The organism is [Limnothrix rosea] IAM M-220, assembly GCF_001904615.1.
Lineage (GTDB): Bacteria > Cyanobacteriota > Cyanobacteriia > Cyanobacteriales > MRBY01 > MRBY01.
In genome coordinates this window covers 1-15,727 of sequence record NZ_MRBY01000010.1, presented here as the reverse complement: position 1 = coordinate 15,727, position 15,727 = coordinate 1, and the positions used below count along the sequence as shown (strand labels likewise).

Below are 15,727 nucleotides of genomic sequence, written 5' to 3'. Positions count from 1 at the left end.
ACTTTTTCCCCCTAAAACCCAACAATACATTTAGGAAAAAAGCAGATCCCCCATCAACCCTTCGCACACAGAGGGCCATTCATGAGTAGTTCTACAGACAAAACCTTTAACCCACAAGTTATGCTCAAAAGCCAAACGATTATCTATATCGGCGTTGGCTGGTGTCTTTTTTCACTAGTATTTTTCCTACTATTTAGCACCAAACCCACCGACGCAGATTATCCCCTGTGGTATTCCCTCGGCACCTACGTTTTTGAAACAGTGCCCTTCTTAGCCGCAGCTCTCCTCTGCTACCGCAACTGGAATAGTCCCCAAATTGCCAGCGGCCGCAATGTGTGGCTGGGCATTGGTTCCGGGATGTTTTGCTTTTTCTTGGGCAATATTATCTTTGGCTGGTGGGAACTGTATTTTGGCCTAGATCCAGAAGTATCCCCCGCTGATATTTTCTACATTGCCTTTTACATCATGGTTGGTTGGGGAATGTTCCTCGCTGTACTACCACGCCGTTTAAACCTTGTGTTGTGGCAATGGGTTGTCGTCGGCTGTATTGCAGTGCTTGGTGTAGCCTTAGCCGCATTAATTGCCTTTGGCGCTCCTGAATACGTTGTCGATGAAGCTGCCGCTGGAGCTGAAGTTGTCGCGCAAGAACTGCCGAACTGGGTTATTGCAACAGAGAATTTTTTAGGGAATTTTGCAACGCCGGTGAATTTGTTTTACATCATTGGTGATGTAATTTTGCTAATTATTGCCGCAACGCTTCTCCTTGCCTTTTGGGGGGGACGTTTTTCCCAATCTTGGCGGATGATCGCGGCAGCTACTTTAGCGCTCTACATTGCGGATATGGGTTTTAAGTATCAGTCTGCTTACCTCCCTGACTATGAAAGTGGCAGTATTCTCGATATTTTCTTTATCTTCAGTGGCGTTTTATTTGCGATTGGTACAGTAATGGAATACGACGTATCGAGTAGTCGCCCTGCCCGCGGTGGTAGCCGTCGTCGTCGCACTCGCAGTAGTAGCTCTTAGAACATAGAGTGCTCGAAATCCCAGCAAGATATAGATAGTCGATAGTTTTGTTTTTTGATGTTTGTAGTCGGTTAGATAGTTGTTGTCTATGAATAGCCGACTCTAGGATCTCTTCTTGAAAAGAAAATGTACCTTTTCCCGAAAGTCTTGATGAACATGGCACAAGGGGGCGATCGCCGACCCAAGCAGCAACGAAATATAGTCAAAGCCAAATAAGTTGAGGACTAGAAAGTTGGGACCCGTGAAATTCTCGCGAAATAAACAAAACCTTTTGAAAAATCCCCACCCTTAAACCCCAAGGCCTTTGTACTAACCTTGGCTATAAATATAAATAAATAAAAAATAAAAGAGTGAAATCGCTAGATCTCACTCTTTATCATTTTGATTAATCTTTAGCTAATCTAACTAATCACACCCTTGAGACAGCCCTCAACTAATGGTAGAGACACCGCCTAAAAAGCAACAGTCAGTCTAGCGATTGTTCTCGCGGGGGCGAGCCTTGTTAACCTTCATTTCACGACCCATCCAGCTTGCACCGTCTAGGGCTTCAATTGCCTTCTCTTCTTCACCGTCATTAGCCATTTCAACAAAGCCGAAGCCACGCTTGCGATCAGTTTCACGGTCAACAGGAAGATAAACACGCTTTACGGTGCCGTAGTCATTAAAGACTTCACGTAGATCATCCTCTTCGACGGCATAGTCGAGGTTTCCAACATAGATTGACATAATTAATTTGCTTCTCCTTTTAGAGATGACGAGGGTTGTCCATCTGGGAAGGAGAGTTCGTAGTCGTATCGGGGCGAGATGTTTCTGTCAATACTGTCGTAACCTGACACAATACCAAACGAGATAACCGTAACCGAGTACTTTCGAATTCTTTTTATTCCCAATATATCTAGGCTAGCACAGTCAATTTTATAAACACAAGCTGCTAGACAAGTTCTTCTGTAGAATGAGTTAAGTTTTATAAAGGAAGAGATCTTTAGCTGACATAAAAAAGTTAAGTACTTTTGCTTAGGGAGTGACTGGCGATCGCCCTAAGTTCGTACATATTGCACCTCTAACTACCATGGGGCTACGCGACGTAACCAGATGACAACATCCACTAAACACAACGAGTTACGCCAGTTAGTCAGAAGTCAACTACTTTTGTTACTGGAATCCAACAATTTACAAGGGGCAAAATCCCTGTTAGTTCCGGTACAGCCGGTGGATATTGCTGAGGCTATTGAGGATTTACCTGAGTCAATGCAGGTCATTGCGTTTCGATTGTTATCAAAAGCTGAGGCGATCGAAGTTTACGAATATTTAGATTCTTCCGTACAGCAGGCTTTAGTACAGAAATTTAAGCGGCAGGAAGTAAGAGATGTTGTGGATGAAATGTCTCCCGATGATCGGGTTCGGCTGTTTGATGAGTTGCCAGCGAAGGTTGTACGGCAACTGCTAGAACAACTTAGTCCTGAGGAGCGACAGGCCACAAATCTGCTGTTGGGCTATGAGGATGATACGGCTGGGCGCATGATGACCCCAGAGTATATTTCTCTCAAACAAAATCTGACTGTCCGTGACACTTTAAAGCGTATTCGTCATCAGGCTAGTAAGTCAGAAATTATCTACTATCTCTACGTGACTGATGCCTCTCGCCAACTCGTGGGAATTGTTTCTCTGAGAGATTTGGTTATTTCTGAGCCGGACATGGTTTTAGAAGAAATCATGACCCGTGATGTCGTGTCCATTCATACTGATACAGATCAAGAAGAGGTCGCTCGAACTATTCAGCGTTACGATCTGTTGGCGCTGCCAGTGGTAGATCGAGAGGAGCGCTTGGTGGGTGTTGTGACAGTCGATGATGTGATCGACATTATTGAGGAAGAAACTACTGAAGATATCTATGCGTTGGGTGGTTTGCAAACTGACGGAGACAACTATTTCCAGACTAATCTTCTGACGGTGGCGCGACAGCGGGTCGTTTGGCTGTTTGTGTTGCTGATTACAAATACGTTCACGGGTTGGATTATTCGCTCCCAAGAGTCTTTATTGCAGCAAGTGGTTACCCTCGCGGCTTTTATCCCGTTGCTGACGGGCACAGGGGGGAATGTGGGGGCACAGTCTTCAACGGTGGTTATTCGGGGTCTGAATACGGATGATCTTAATGATCTCGGTGCGGGAAAGGTTGTGTTGCGGGAGGCGATCGCCGGAGCATTGCTAGGCTCCATCCTCGGTGCTGTTGTGATCGTCTGGGCTTATTTTTTACAGGGGAGTTTGGGGGTTGCCATTTCTGTGGGGATTAGTTTGGTGGCGATCGCCATACTTGCCTCCGTTGCCGGATCATCACTGCCCTTTTTGTTTCGATATATGGGCTTAGACCCTGCCTTGATGTCTGCGCCATTCATCACCACAGCCGTCGATGTACTCGGTGTCTTGATTTACTTTAAGATCGCACGTTTAATGTTGGGGTTATCATAGGTCTGCAACGGGAACAATCCTGAGTAAACCAAGATAAATCGCGACAATAGGACAGTTTAATGGTCAAAAAACGGCAATGGTTGGAGTTGGTAGAGTTAGGGTTACTGCTAGCAACATTAATCACCGTAATTTGGTCGTTTTTTGATGGCCTCTGGCAAACACCGCTGATTTTCCTGAGTCTTACCCTCAGCCTCAATATTTTTAATCGCCTCAATTTTCAGCGACAGCAACGGCGACAAATGCTTGGCTCCATGAAACGCCTAGACCAGAAGCTCCAGGGTCAGATCGAACAGCTCTCGACCCAGGTTCGCCAAAGCAGTGACATTAAATCCAGTATTGCCAAACTGAACACCAAAGGGGAAATACAGGACTATTTAGGCAGTCTCGAAAAATCTTTGACTAATGTGGTGCAATATCTTAACCAAGAGGCCCTAGATGAACGGCTCAAGAATCTAGAGCAAGTACTCTTGATTTTGCAACAAGAAAGCAACATTGACCCCGCAAAACTCCCGACCGTTCACCCTTCTCCCACCACGACTCAAGTGCCACGAGAGTCAGAAAAGATAGCCGTTTACGATCCGTGGGACACAGCGCCTCCCCCCACACCCCAACCGACTGTTCCGAAACAAGGCTGGCAGTGTATTCAGGTTTTAGAGGCTCATAAAGATTGTGTTAGTGCTTTAAGTTTTAGTGATGATCAGCGACTCCTAGCGAGTGGTAGCTGGGATCAACAGCTAAAGGTTTGGCAAGTCAAAGATGGCCAACAGCTTGCCCAAGTGCAGGCACACCAGCAGGGTTTGCTCGATATTTGTTTCCTAGATGGATTTATGGATCGGCTGTTGGACGGTTTGTTAGATGGTGAGGTCAGACCCTATGGGATTGCCACGAGTAGTTTTGAATCGAATGTCAAAATTTGGCATTTTGATCCTGATGCGGGTGAAATGCCTGAATTTCAGCTGAGCCAATCCCTTGAACAGCATGAGGGAGCGGTTTACGCGATCGCCTATACGCCTGATGGAGATTTACTGAGTGCCAGCCATGACCAAACAATTCGCCGCTGGCGACCGAAAGATGGCGATTTACTAGCCACAGGTCAAGATGCCGGTGACCAAATTGAGGCGATCGCCTGTGCCCCGGAAGGGAATATTTTTGTCACGGGTGGTAAAGAAGGGCTCCTGAAGTTTTGGCGTAGTACAGATCATCAACCTATTGGTAGCCTCGGTAGTGACCAACCAGAAGCCATTGCGGCGATCGCCATCCGTCCCGATGGGCAATTACTTGTGTCGGCAGGGGAAAGCGGCAACGTTTATCTGTGGCAACTGAATGTAAACAAGCTAACCGTTCTCCCAGAAACAGTCCCTTGCTTTAGCCTAGCCGCCCACAACAAAGCGATTACAACCATGCGCTTTAGCCCCCAAGGCAACTGTCTTATTACGGGCTGCGTTGATGGCACAATTAAAATTTGGCAACTGGGCATTAACGAGCCCCTCGCAACATTGACCCTAAATGATGCCGCAGCGAGTCCCCATGCCCGTTTACTGTCCCTTGCCCTTAGTGCTGATGGTTCGATGTTAGCCGCGGGCAGCTCTGATGGCCGGATTAAAATTTGGTTTCAGCAGTAACCCTCTAGATGGCAGATCGTTGCTCCAAAGGAAGCGAACAAGCTAGGCTAGAACCACTGTTTTTGCCATTGTCATTACTGTGAAGCGCATTATCCTCGCTATTTTAACGGTGCTCACCTTGATCCCGTTGCTGTCTTCCCTATGGGGCAGTTTCCAAGAGCCACAAATTCAAGGTCGCCTTGAGCTATATCAAACAAATCTCGTTTTGCAGGCAGCAGAGTATGACCGCAACTCCGCAGCAACAACCTCCCCTGAGGCGATCGCCACCTTAGTGGAAGAATTAACCGGAGCAGATCCCTACGGCACTGCCATTAAACAATACGCATCGGTTTTAAGCAGTAGTAAAGAAAATTTGGCACTGTTTCAAAAGCAAGATACGACCGCCACCCAGCAAGCCACAGCAAAAAAAATTGTGGAAACAGAGGCACTCATTAATGAGCTACACCTCAAACTTGGTATTCTCTATGCCGCCGCCAATCAAACAGCAACGGCCCAAGAACAATGGCAAGCTATTCCGACGGACGACAGCATCTATGCTCCGTTAGTCGAAGTCCTAGAGCCTTTGTGGATTGAAGGTAATGCACCGGAAAATACAGCCAACATTTTGGGCGATCGCCTTGAAACCTGGTTTCGCCAGCAGAATTTACAGCAATTTTTTAAAGTCACAGACTCACCAGAAGATCTCGCTCTCATCCAGCAAAGTATCCAAGAGGCTGCCCAGCAAGCCTTTTTTAAGCTAACCGTCGTCACTATTTTGCCCTTTAGCGTTGGGATTTTTGGCTTTGGCTTTTTAATCTTTTTATTGATTCAATTCGCCCGCAAACGTCAGGAGGCCTTACTTTTTGCCGACAGCAGTACCGCCTGGGAAACGCCTTGGGATGGCGAAATTATCTGGCAGGTGTTTATTGTGGGATTTTTCTTTGTCGGACAAATTTTATTGCCCTTAGCGTTGCCAGTGCTCCTGCAAAGTTTTGAACTCAATCCCAGTGGCTGGGCTGTGCGAGAAAAGGCGGCCTACACCCTTGCCACTTACGCCATGATGGCGATCGCCGGACTGGTTGTCTTGGCCGCTTCTATCTGGAAATTTCGACCGCTGCCCAAAGATTGGTTTCAGGTGAAATGGCTCGACAATTGGACAGTGTGGGGTCTTGGGGGCTATATGGTTGCATTACCCCTAGTACTCATTGTGTCGCTAATTAACCAGCAAATTTGGCAAGGACAAGGCGGCAGCAACCCCATTCTTTTCCTTGCTCTACAGGCACAGGATCAAGTGGCTTTGACCATCTTTTTTATTACCGCCTCGATTATGGCTCCCCTCTACGAAGAGATTATGTTTAGAGGATTTTTATTGCCTTCTCTAACCCGCTACATGCCGGTATGGGGCAGTATTTTGCTCAGTGCTTTTCTCTTTGCGATCGCCCACCTCAGTCTGTCAGAAGTTCTGCCACTGATGACCCTCGGCATTATTCTGGGCTTCGTTTATACCAAATCAAAAAATCTATTAGCGCCGATGTTACTGCATAGCCTATGGAACAGTGGTACATTACTCAGCCTCTTTATCCTCGGCAGTTAAATCGGGATTTCGTTTGACGACGCGGAGAGTGGGGGACAGGAAGACGTAGGGAAACAATATAGACATTTCGAATCAGGCTTAGAAGGTTTCCTCTTTAAGGGTCAGAGGTTAATTGTTCAGAGGTTGCGTAAATTGTCGAAACCCTTTCCCCCTCCGGATCCATTCCCTAAGGAAGGACAAAAACCGTCTCTATTTTTTTATCGAAATTACTATAGTCGTGGTCGGCAAGACTGGTAGGGGTTTAACATGTTAAACCCCTACAGGATAAGGCTTTAAAGTTTATCTGATGTCTTAACTTTGATGGCTTTGACTATATAACGTCAGTTATGGATAAGAATTTAGCTGACATTCTTTAGAGAAAGGGAGACAAGCAGAGGGAGAGACACAGATAACCGACGAAAATCTGCGTTTTTTAAAAGCTAGGATTGTTTGAATAAAACATCTCCCTATCTCCCGCTCTCTTATTCGCCGCGTCGTATTGCCGAGCACCCTTAAGCAAAACTCAGGTTACTATATCTTCTAATCTTCTATGGCAACCAGCGGGGATACACTCCGGAAAAGGGTAGGGCTTCGAGCTGGGTTTGGTCGGGAGTCACGCCGGGAACCATCAGCCACAACTGTCCACCGGCGATCGCCTCACCAGAATCTGTACGAAAATAGGGTTCTTCGGTATCTGTAACATCCGTAAGCACCTCACTAAAAAGCAATCCCAAGCCATCGGGAGCCATACTGAGATTAATATCTTGAAACTGGTTGAGCTGGGCGAGGCGAGCTGATTCCCCTGTTTCTAAATTAATTTCAACAAAATAGGGTTGTTCGCGATATTCCACCCCTTCAATCAACTCCGTTACCAAGCAATATAAATGTGTTTGGGCTGGGTCAAAATCACAATCTAAAACGGAACCATCAGTATCTAGAAGCTTCTGTTCACGGTTGCGGTTATCCACCAGAAAGAGGGAGCGCACGTAACGTAACTCTGGATTATCGCTATTAAAATCCACCAGTACAGCCGATGAGCCGTCGGGGGAAAAGGTGACAATTTGACCAAAGCGCGGCAAAAAATCGAGGGGTTCTTCTTGAATATTTTCTAGGGAAAAAATACCAATGCCTTCCCCTTGGGGCACAGCTAAAGTTTCGCCATCGGGGGCGATCGCAAAATCTCCTCCGACTAAATTAAGCGGTTGGGGTTCCGCTTCGGGTTCCACTAGCCACAACCCAAAATCGGCGGGGTCATCACGGTTTACCCGCTGGACGGCGATCGCCTCACCCCCAGCCGCGAGCTGAAACTGCAAATTTTGGTATTGAGCATTATCTAAAATCAGCTCAAGGGTCGGCACAAACTCCGCCGCCGCTTCTTCGTCAAGATTTAGGCCTGTTTCCACACGGTAGAGCTGACTATCTTGAATGCCTTCATTTGGTCGCGTACGGTCAACAGCACTAAACAAAATCGCTTTGGCTTCGGGATATACCTGAAAATCAAGGACAACCAAATTGGGGGGCGTTAACACCCGCTTTTCATCCTTTGTCCAGTTATAAACAACCAACCGTCCCCTTTCATTCTGTTCTTCACTCGTACCAACGTAGGCAAGGGCACGGTCGCGAGTTCCAAAAGTCCCTGCAAACGGCTGCATCGTTCTGCCTAAATTACCCGACGCGGCAAACTGTTCCTGGGCTCCCCGTAAATTTAGCTGGTAATCTTCGCCATAGGGGGCAGGCTGCAACAAAGTATAGGCCATCCGTTTACCCGCCCAACTTACCTTACCCGGCAGGGGGGGATCAATGACGAGGTTTTCGACCACACCTTGGGTGTCCATCGGTCGGTCAAAGGTCATAATAAACGCCGTATCTTCCGCCCCAATCTCTTTATTTTGCCAAGAAAATTCCCGCACCTTTGGTCCAGTATTAAACGGACAGTCCGTACCGCAAAGCTGTTCTCCGCCAACGCCAACGACAATTAAGACGCTAAACAGAATGATCAGGGCAATAGCAAGGCGGTCAATGTTGGTCATAGGGGTTGGGCTGAGCAACAATTACAAAAACAGCGATTCACAAACTAAACGATGGCGTGGGGCGATCGCCCCAAAAAGCCACGTGGCTATTATGGCGTATTATCCTGCCCACTTTGGCGAACTTTCTCCCCAACGCAGAAAAACTAGGGCATCCAACGGGGACGAAAACCGGGCATCAGCGATTCGGGTGGTACAGCTTGGATCTCCACATCCCGCTCTAGCTCCGGCAAAGTGAGTAGCCAAACCCGTCCTCCCTCAACGGCTAAACCATTTTCAGTAAATAAATCCGAATTGGGCGTTGGATTTGCTGTCACCACTTGGTCAAACAACAGCGCTAAACCATCTGCAGCTACACTGAGGCGCACATCACGGTAGTTTGGCAGGGCTAATAGGGGAATTTCGTCGCCGGTTTCTAGATCAATGGCGCTTAAAAAGGGTTCTTCCACCACCTGACCGAGACTTTCGGCTTCGTCAATTTTGAGACAATAAAGGGTTTGGCCATAACGGGGTTCATAGCGACAATCAATAATGGGCGTTAAGGTGCGCAGCAATACGCGATCGCCCTCCTCTTGGTTTTCATTTAGGACGTAGAGCGAACTAATGCCATCGGTTTCCTGTAGGGCAATTTGCTGCTGATTATCGGGTGAAAAAGCGAGTAATCTCGTGAATTTTTCCTTCGCTTGGATCGCGCCACTATTACGCCCAAGGGGAACAATGGACAACTGTCCTCCTTGGGAAACGGCAATCACCTCTGCATCGGGAGATAGTAAAAATTCATCGGCAGGAATGCCTAACCCCCGGGGCTCGGCACTCCCTTCGATCACCCATAAACTGCGATCCCGGGGATCTTCTTTATTGACCCGCTGAACCACAATCCGCTGGCCATTTTTTGCCAGTTGAAATTTACCATTGGCATATTCATCGGCATCTAAAACTAAATCGATTTTGCCAATGCCAGCTTCAGCTTCTGCAGTAGTGGTTGTATTTAATCCTGTTGTGACGGTGTAAAGCTGCAGGTCGTCAAGGTTTGTATTTAACGCAGCAGTGGGAATGGCGGCAAAAAGGAGGCGATCGCCCTCTGGGTACGTTTCAAAATCAAGCACGGTCAAATCAGCCGGCGTTAAAATACTCTTTTCCTGCTGGGTCAAATTAAACAAAATTAACCGTCCACGGTCGTCCCCCTCAGTGCCAATATAGGCAAAGGCGCGATCGCGGCTCTGGAAACGCGCTAAAAACGGTTCTATGGCAATGTCAGATGTCAGTATTTCTAGAGTTTCATCATTAGCCGTCGCTGTATCGGGTGCCGCTAGCTTTAGTTGATATTCCTGTCCGTAAATGGGTAATTCATTAAGGGTGTAAAAAAAGTCTTTCCCAGCCCAGCTCAAGTTTCCCGGCAGAGGCGGATCAATCGAAAAATTAGCCGCGACAAACTCTGGATCAATCGCTTGACTGAGGGATAGGGAAAAAAAGCGGTCTGTCACACTAATCTTTTTCCCTTCCCAACTAAATTGTTGCACCGACACAGGCTGGCGATCGCCAAATCCCCAAAGCAACGCTACCAGCAACGACAATACAAAAATACTGCCGAGTACTATCTTGTCAAACCGTTTCAAAGCGATACTCCAAGCACCCAAACGAGCCACACAATTTAGAACTTTCGCATTTTAGCCTAATCTTCCATTCCTTCTGGTAGAAATCACCTGCCAAACCCCAAACCCCAAAAAAAGGTCAAGCGAACTTAACCTCTTCCATCCAATATGTTGCATAGCTGAAAATAGCACCCCAAAAAATCAGTACATTTGATGAACTATCCAGACAATCCTATTGAAGCTGTTCCGTATCCTCTTGACCGATCAACTGATTGATCACACTTGAAACAAAAGTCAACACAATCGAGCCAATAATCGCCGGAAAAAATCCACCCACGGTTAATCCGGGAGTCAAATAACCCACTAGACCAAGGGTAATCGCATTAATCACGAATAAAAATAAACCCAAGGTCAAAATCGTTAAAGGCAACGTAAAAATCACGAGGATTGGCTTAATAATCGCATTCACAAATCCCAATACCGCAGCGCCGATTAATGCGGGAGGAGCCCCAGTAATGGCTAAACCCGGCACAACAATTGCAGTAATGAACAAAGAAGCAGCAGTGGCTAACCAAGTCAGAAAAAATTGTGGCATGGGGTAGGGCTCCATAAATCTCTTACTTACTATTTTAAAGACGATATTTAAGGTCTGAAAGTACGGTTTTCCCGCAGAGCCTAGGCATCCTTCCAAAATCGAATGATTTCGCGCACATGATTTAGGACTTGGCTATCTTCCGATAACTGGGCGATCGCCCCCGTTGCTTCCCGCGCTAAACGTTGATGTTCTGTTTGGTTAACCGCCGCTAGTTCTTCTAATTTTGCCCGTAAAGTAGCCATATTTTGGCGCATACCAGTTAACTCTTCTGTTTGTTTTTTAGCCGCATCTTCTAAAGTTTTGGCCAAGGCTTTAGTCGTGGCCTCTAGGGTATCAACACGCATACGCAGTTCGACAATATCTTCACGGGGATACTGAATTTGCTGACGAATATTAATCAACTTAAAGGCCAAAAACTGATAGCCGCGAATGGCCGGACGCAACACAGTCAGCAACAAAACAGCAAAGGCACTGACATACCCCACCGCACTGATGCCCCAAGCCGCTAAACAATACAATCCCAAGGCTGACAAAATATGTAGGGCGATCGCCCCGACCAGAGACCAGCGCGCCACCTCCGCAACATAATTGAGTTGCGGCAGATCAACAGGAATCCCTTTTTTACGGGAAATCTTTGCCTCATCTTGAGTTTCTACCGCCTCAAAATAAATATTCCACGGAATTGTGACCACAGCCAATAACCACCAAAAACTCGCAATCCCAATGAGCCAATCAACTAAATTGCCCACAGGAATTTGTAGCCACTGCAAAATAAAAAAAGCAACTAAAGCAAGAAATCCCGATCCAAACCCAAAACCAACATATTGATAGCTATAAGGACGACTCATGGCAATATCTTCTCTCAATTTCTAGCATCACACAGCGTGACAAATAGATAACCAATCAATGACTACCTAAACACCTCTAATCTTGAAAAGTATCAACCAAAATTCACAAAACCCTGTGCCAGTTTTTAAACCGTACTTCCCAGTCTGGCAAACGCAACAAAACCGTTACCACCAAAACCAAAAGAATCTCCCCAAGGACATTGATCACCATTAGGCCAAGCCCCTTGAATGTCCACTTGACTAAACAGTTGCCGTTTGGATATTCCAAGCCCTAGCATAATGACCATTTTTCTCCAGCAAAGCCTCATGGTTACCAAGTTCAATGACTTTGCCCCGTTCAAGCACAACAATTTGATCCGCATTAACAATCGTCGATAAACGGTGGGCAATCACAATCACCATCCGGTTTTCTTGAAACTTTTCCAATGCTTCCTGAATGAGCTTTTCAGATTGACTATCTAAAGCACTAGTCGCCTCATCAAGAATCAAAATCTCAGGATCTTTTACTAAAGCCCTCGCCAAGGCTAATCGCTGTCTTTGACCACCAGATAACCGATAGCCCCGCTCTCCAACAACGGTGTCATAGCCCATTGGTAACTCAGTAATAAACTTGTGGGCTTGGGCAGCTTTTGTTACTTCAATAACATCTTCTAAAGTTGCCTCAGGTGCACCATATCTTAGGTTATCAAGAATACTCATATTAAAGACAACCGTATCTTGGCTGACAATACCAATTTTACTGCGCCATTCAGACTGATTAATCTCATAAATACTTTGATTATTGACTAAAATATCTCCTGAAATTGGTTGATATAACCCAACAATTAAATCAACAATTGACGATTTTCCTGCGCCAGACTCACCGACTAAAGCTGTCACTTTATTATTAGGAATAATCAGGTCAAGGTGATCGATTACTAATTCTTCATCATAGGCAAGACAAACGTCACGCATTTCTAAATCTGTACGAATTTCCCCAAGGGATTGACTACCAATTAATGCAAATTCTTTATCTTCATTCGTAAGAATTTCGTTCAGACGTTTCATTTCGCCACTCAGATCAATCATTTGCGTTGCAGCGGAGGAAATGCCTCGAAGACGCATTGATAGTCTTTGTAATGCCACTAAAAAAGTTAGCAGTAATGGTAAAACGGTTTCGTTATCTGGGTTGATGTAATAGGCGATCGCCGCTAAGCTTGCTAGGGCAAGAATGGGGAGAACATCGAGAAAAGGGTCAGTGAGATTAAAGAAAATACCGCGCCTAAATAGAGCTTTTTTCGTTTCAATTAATGCCCCTTCTGTTTGGGCGATCGCGTAGGATTGCGTCCCAAAAGTATGGACAAGTCTAAGGGCTTGAATATTTTCAGTCATACGTTCCGACAGTTTTAGTCGAGCTTGAACAACCTGCCGAGAAGCCTGTTTAATTCTTGGTAAAACATAACGTTGAACAGCAATTAAACTTAGAGCCAAGATGACTGCAATAAGAGCAAGGAGTGAAGAAAGTCGGACTAGGACAAATGTATAAACTAAGGTGAAAGAGATACTGATCAAAAGATCATTAGCAATTTGAATCTGTCTGTTTACTGTTCCGCCTGAATTATTAGCGTAATAGAGTAGGTCACCAACTTTATAGCGGCTGGCAAATCCAAAGCTCAAAGACATGATTTGTCGAAACACGCGGCCAATGACTTGTGGCTGAACCTTTGCGCCAAGGAAGGCAACGGAAAGATTATTAAAATATTTACTAATGGCAAGTAAGGTTTGCATCACCACGGCGATTGCTAACATGCCAATAAAAAGAAGTTGATCACTAATATTTAAAGCTGCAACAATTTTAGTAGCAAAAGGTATTTTATCAAGGTTTTCTGATCCTTCTGAAATCAAAGAGATTGCAACATAAATAATCCCTAAGGTACTTCCTTCAAAAAAGATACTCAACAAGTTGGTCACAAGGTTTAGTGCGATTAAAAACCAGTTTTTAAGAGCGGTTTGAAGAATGAGCTGGTATGATGGCGATGATAGGGCTCGACTAATCTTTTTGAACACTTGATAAACCTAACTGAATACAAAAGTTGAAAGTTCTAATGTTATTGATTGTTTGATATTTACGTCGTGTATATTATGCATTCGAGTTAATTTTGTATTTACAGTAAAATAATATCGGGTAATTAATCTAAGCGATTGGACTAAAAAAATAATTAGGAAAAAAAAGTTTTTAGCTTCGGTATTTTAACAGTAAGTTCTAGTTTTAAAATGTATTTATCTGTCTCCTTGGGGGATTGTGCCATGGGGTTGACCAAGGTTTTCCGCCGACTTCTAGCCCCCCTAAAGTACTGGTTGATTGAATCAAAGGAGTTTCTTGGGGCGATCGCAGTGTTAGGGAAAGCTCACCGCGTAGGGTATCGCGACAGCAAAATTGTAGTCCTTTATGGGTGGGTGCTCGTAATGGTTGTCCGACTAGGTCGGTATGGCCTGCTAATTCGACGGTAAAACCCTGATGATTTACGGCTTGCATTTGCCATTTTCCCCAAGGGGCGATCGCCCAGGATATTTGGGCATTCCAAGGAGCAAACTCGTAAAATTTACCACAATGATGAATGCCAATCAGGGCAACTTCTTCTGTTTGGGTGAAAATTTCTCGGATTCCTCCTCCTGCGGTCAGTGCTAAATCAGGTTCCTGCTCAAAGGTATTACAGTTTAGCCAAAACCATTGCTGTGGAAAGGATTTTCCCCAATTTTTTTCGCTGTAGGCTGGGGCCTCTGTAAATTCATACCGCTGACCTTGCCATTCGATCCAGCCTGTACTGAGTCCATGGGCTAGGAGAATTTGCCAACCGGGATCGTAAATCGGCAAAAAAGAAAGCCATGTGGCTGTGGCTGTTGGGGGCATACCCCAGCCATAAATCGGCTTGGTTTCGTATTGCCATCGACAGACTTCACCGGTGGCAGGATTTTTAATGCAGCCTTGGTTTAGGGTTGTCGTCGCCTGGTAGCCTTCGTCAACTGTGGCAGCAAATACGTTTGGTGCTAGTAATTTAGGCATCAGGTTATCGGGTCTGGTACGCCAATGACCTAAGCTCAGGCGATCACCATCGGCCCAGAAATTTTCTGTTTTAGGAAATGTGCGCCACAAATACTCATCCTGTAAACCCAAAATTTGTACTGCTCCCCCGCTATGGGGCTGATTGCCAATGGGGTCTTCAATGGAATACATAAAAGCGAAATTATCTTGTAATTCCGGCAAGCTTACTCGAAAGTACCAACCTTCAAAAAAACGTGCTGTTCGGTAGTCCCAGTGGTAACCACTGTGGGGTGTTTCACAAAAGTTCATATAGCTCCGGAATTTCCGACTAAATCTAAACCCTATCTTAAGAAAAATCTATTTATAGGGGTTACAGCTCTCTTTCAGTCCAGAGTCTTAATTTTCCCCGATACTATGGAGATCACTAGCGCAGCATTTTTTTCAGAGCTAGGTATAGAGTCAGGCGATCGCTAGGATTTTTAGAGTTTATGGCCAGTGTTGATCAACTAAAAAAATATTTAGCTTACTGGTTTCAAGTCGGTAAGCCGCTCATTTCTCCCCGGGACAATCGGCGTATTTTGCCCCGCACTATTGTGGTCGGCGATCGCTACTCACCGGAATTTGATGCCTATTTTCAAGACGTACTGACCCCCCATCACCACGATAGTTACCTCGAAGGCAGTACCCAAACCATTGGAGAACTACTCTCCAACCGCTGGGAATTACTCGCCTGCTCCCGATGCTCCATGCCCATTCCCATAGATAACTTAGGTTTAACGATCGGTTGTCCCTGCGCCGATTTAAGTGCATGGCCGAATGTCGAGCTCCCTTTACCCCATTGCCCGAATAATGTGCGAGCACAACTAAACCTCATCCATCAGCGGCTACGGCAGCGCCTTGCAAAGTTTAATTAAAAAAGTCTAATTAACCTGAGTTCGGTTTAAGCATGGTCTGGAATGACGACGCGGCGAAAGGGAGAG

The 15,727-nt window shown here is 45.7% G+C and carries 12 protein-coding genes; 5 read left to right on the top strand and 7 right to left on the bottom strand.

The window, feature by feature from the left end; translation table 11 throughout:
* The first annotated feature begins 81 nt into the window (after positions 1-81).
* Positions 82-1,023, top strand: a complete 942-nt coding sequence (locus tag NIES208_RS06015) for a hypothetical protein (protein ID WP_075890756.1) — start codon at positions 82-84, stop codon at positions 1,021-1,023.
* Between the two features lie 471 nt (positions 1,024-1,494).
* Here NIES208_RS06015 and NIES208_RS06010 read toward each other — a convergent pair whose 3' ends face one another.
* The gene (locus tag NIES208_RS06010) at positions 1,495-1,749 is read right to left on the bottom strand and encodes an RNA recognition motif domain-containing protein (protein ID WP_075890754.1); all 255 of its coding nucleotides are present in this window, start codon (positions 1,747-1,749) and stop codon (positions 1,495-1,497) included.
* Between the two features lie 366 nt (positions 1,750-2,115).
* Here NIES208_RS06010 and mgtE point away from each other — a divergent pair, with 366 nt between their 5' ends.
* The 3 genes from mgtE to NIES208_RS05995 all read left to right on the top strand — a co-directional run bounded on the left by mgtE (position 2,116) and on the right by NIES208_RS05995 (position 6,684).
* On the top strand, positions 2,116-3,489 hold the full coding sequence (mgtE, locus tag NIES208_RS06005) for a magnesium transporter (protein WP_075890752.1): 1,374 nt from the start codon (positions 2,116-2,118) through the stop codon (positions 3,487-3,489).
* 59 nt (positions 3,490-3,548) lie between these two features.
* Positions 3,549-5,111 (top strand): WD40 repeat domain-containing protein, encoded by a 1,563-nt coding sequence (locus tag NIES208_RS06000; RefSeq protein ID WP_075890750.1) that lies wholly within the window; start codon positions 3,549-3,551, stop codon positions 5,109-5,111.
* Positions 5,112-5,190: 79 nt separating this feature from the next.
* Positions 5,191-6,684: a CPBP family intramembrane glutamic endopeptidase gene (locus tag NIES208_RS05995; protein ID WP_084176550.1), complete on the top strand. Its 1,494-nt coding sequence runs from the start codon at positions 5,191-5,193 to the stop codon at positions 6,682-6,684.
* A 527-nt stretch (positions 6,685-7,211) separates the two neighbouring features.
* Here the strand turns inward: NIES208_RS05995 and NIES208_RS05990 are convergent.
* The 6 genes from NIES208_RS05990 to NIES208_RS05965 all read right to left on the bottom strand — a co-directional run bounded on the left by NIES208_RS05990 (position 7,212) and on the right by NIES208_RS05965 (position 15,056).
* Complete coding sequence (locus NIES208_RS05990; RefSeq protein ID WP_075890746.1) at positions 7,212-8,693, bottom strand: hypothetical protein; 1,482 nt, start codon at positions 8,691-8,693, stop codon at positions 7,212-7,214.
* A gap of 143 nt (positions 8,694-8,836) precedes the next feature.
* Positions 8,837-10,306, bottom strand: coding sequence for a hypothetical protein (locus NIES208_RS05985; protein WP_084176554.1), 1,470 nt, complete (start codon positions 10,304-10,306; stop codon positions 8,837-8,839).
* Positions 10,307-10,514: 208 nt separating this feature from the next.
* Complete coding sequence (locus NIES208_RS05980; RefSeq protein WP_075890931.1) at positions 10,515-10,877, bottom strand: phage holin family protein; 363 nt, start codon at positions 10,875-10,877, stop codon at positions 10,515-10,517.
* Between the two features lie 80 nt (positions 10,878-10,957).
* Complete coding sequence (locus tag NIES208_RS05975) at positions 10,958-11,725, bottom strand: hypothetical protein (protein ID WP_075890744.1); 768 nt, start codon at positions 11,723-11,725, stop codon at positions 10,958-10,960.
* A 240-nt stretch (positions 11,726-11,965) separates the two neighbouring features.
* A complete protein-coding gene (locus tag NIES208_RS05970) occupies positions 11,966-13,675 on the bottom strand; it encodes an ABC transporter ATP-binding protein (RefSeq protein ID WP_225875259.1) in 1,710 nt (569 codons plus the stop codon).
* A 298-nt stretch (positions 13,676-13,973) separates the two neighbouring features.
* Entirely contained in the window at positions 13,974-15,056 is a 1,083-nt protein-coding gene (locus NIES208_RS05965) for a tocopherol cyclase family protein (protein WP_075890729.1), read from the bottom strand.
* A 179-nt stretch (positions 15,057-15,235) separates the two neighbouring features.
* Here NIES208_RS05965 and NIES208_RS05960 point away from each other — a divergent pair, with 179 nt between their 5' ends.
* On the top strand, positions 15,236-15,661 hold the full coding sequence (locus NIES208_RS05960; RefSeq protein WP_075890727.1) for a hypothetical protein: 426 nt from the start codon (positions 15,236-15,238) through the stop codon (positions 15,659-15,661).
* The last annotated feature ends 66 nt before the right edge of the window (positions 15,662-15,727 follow it).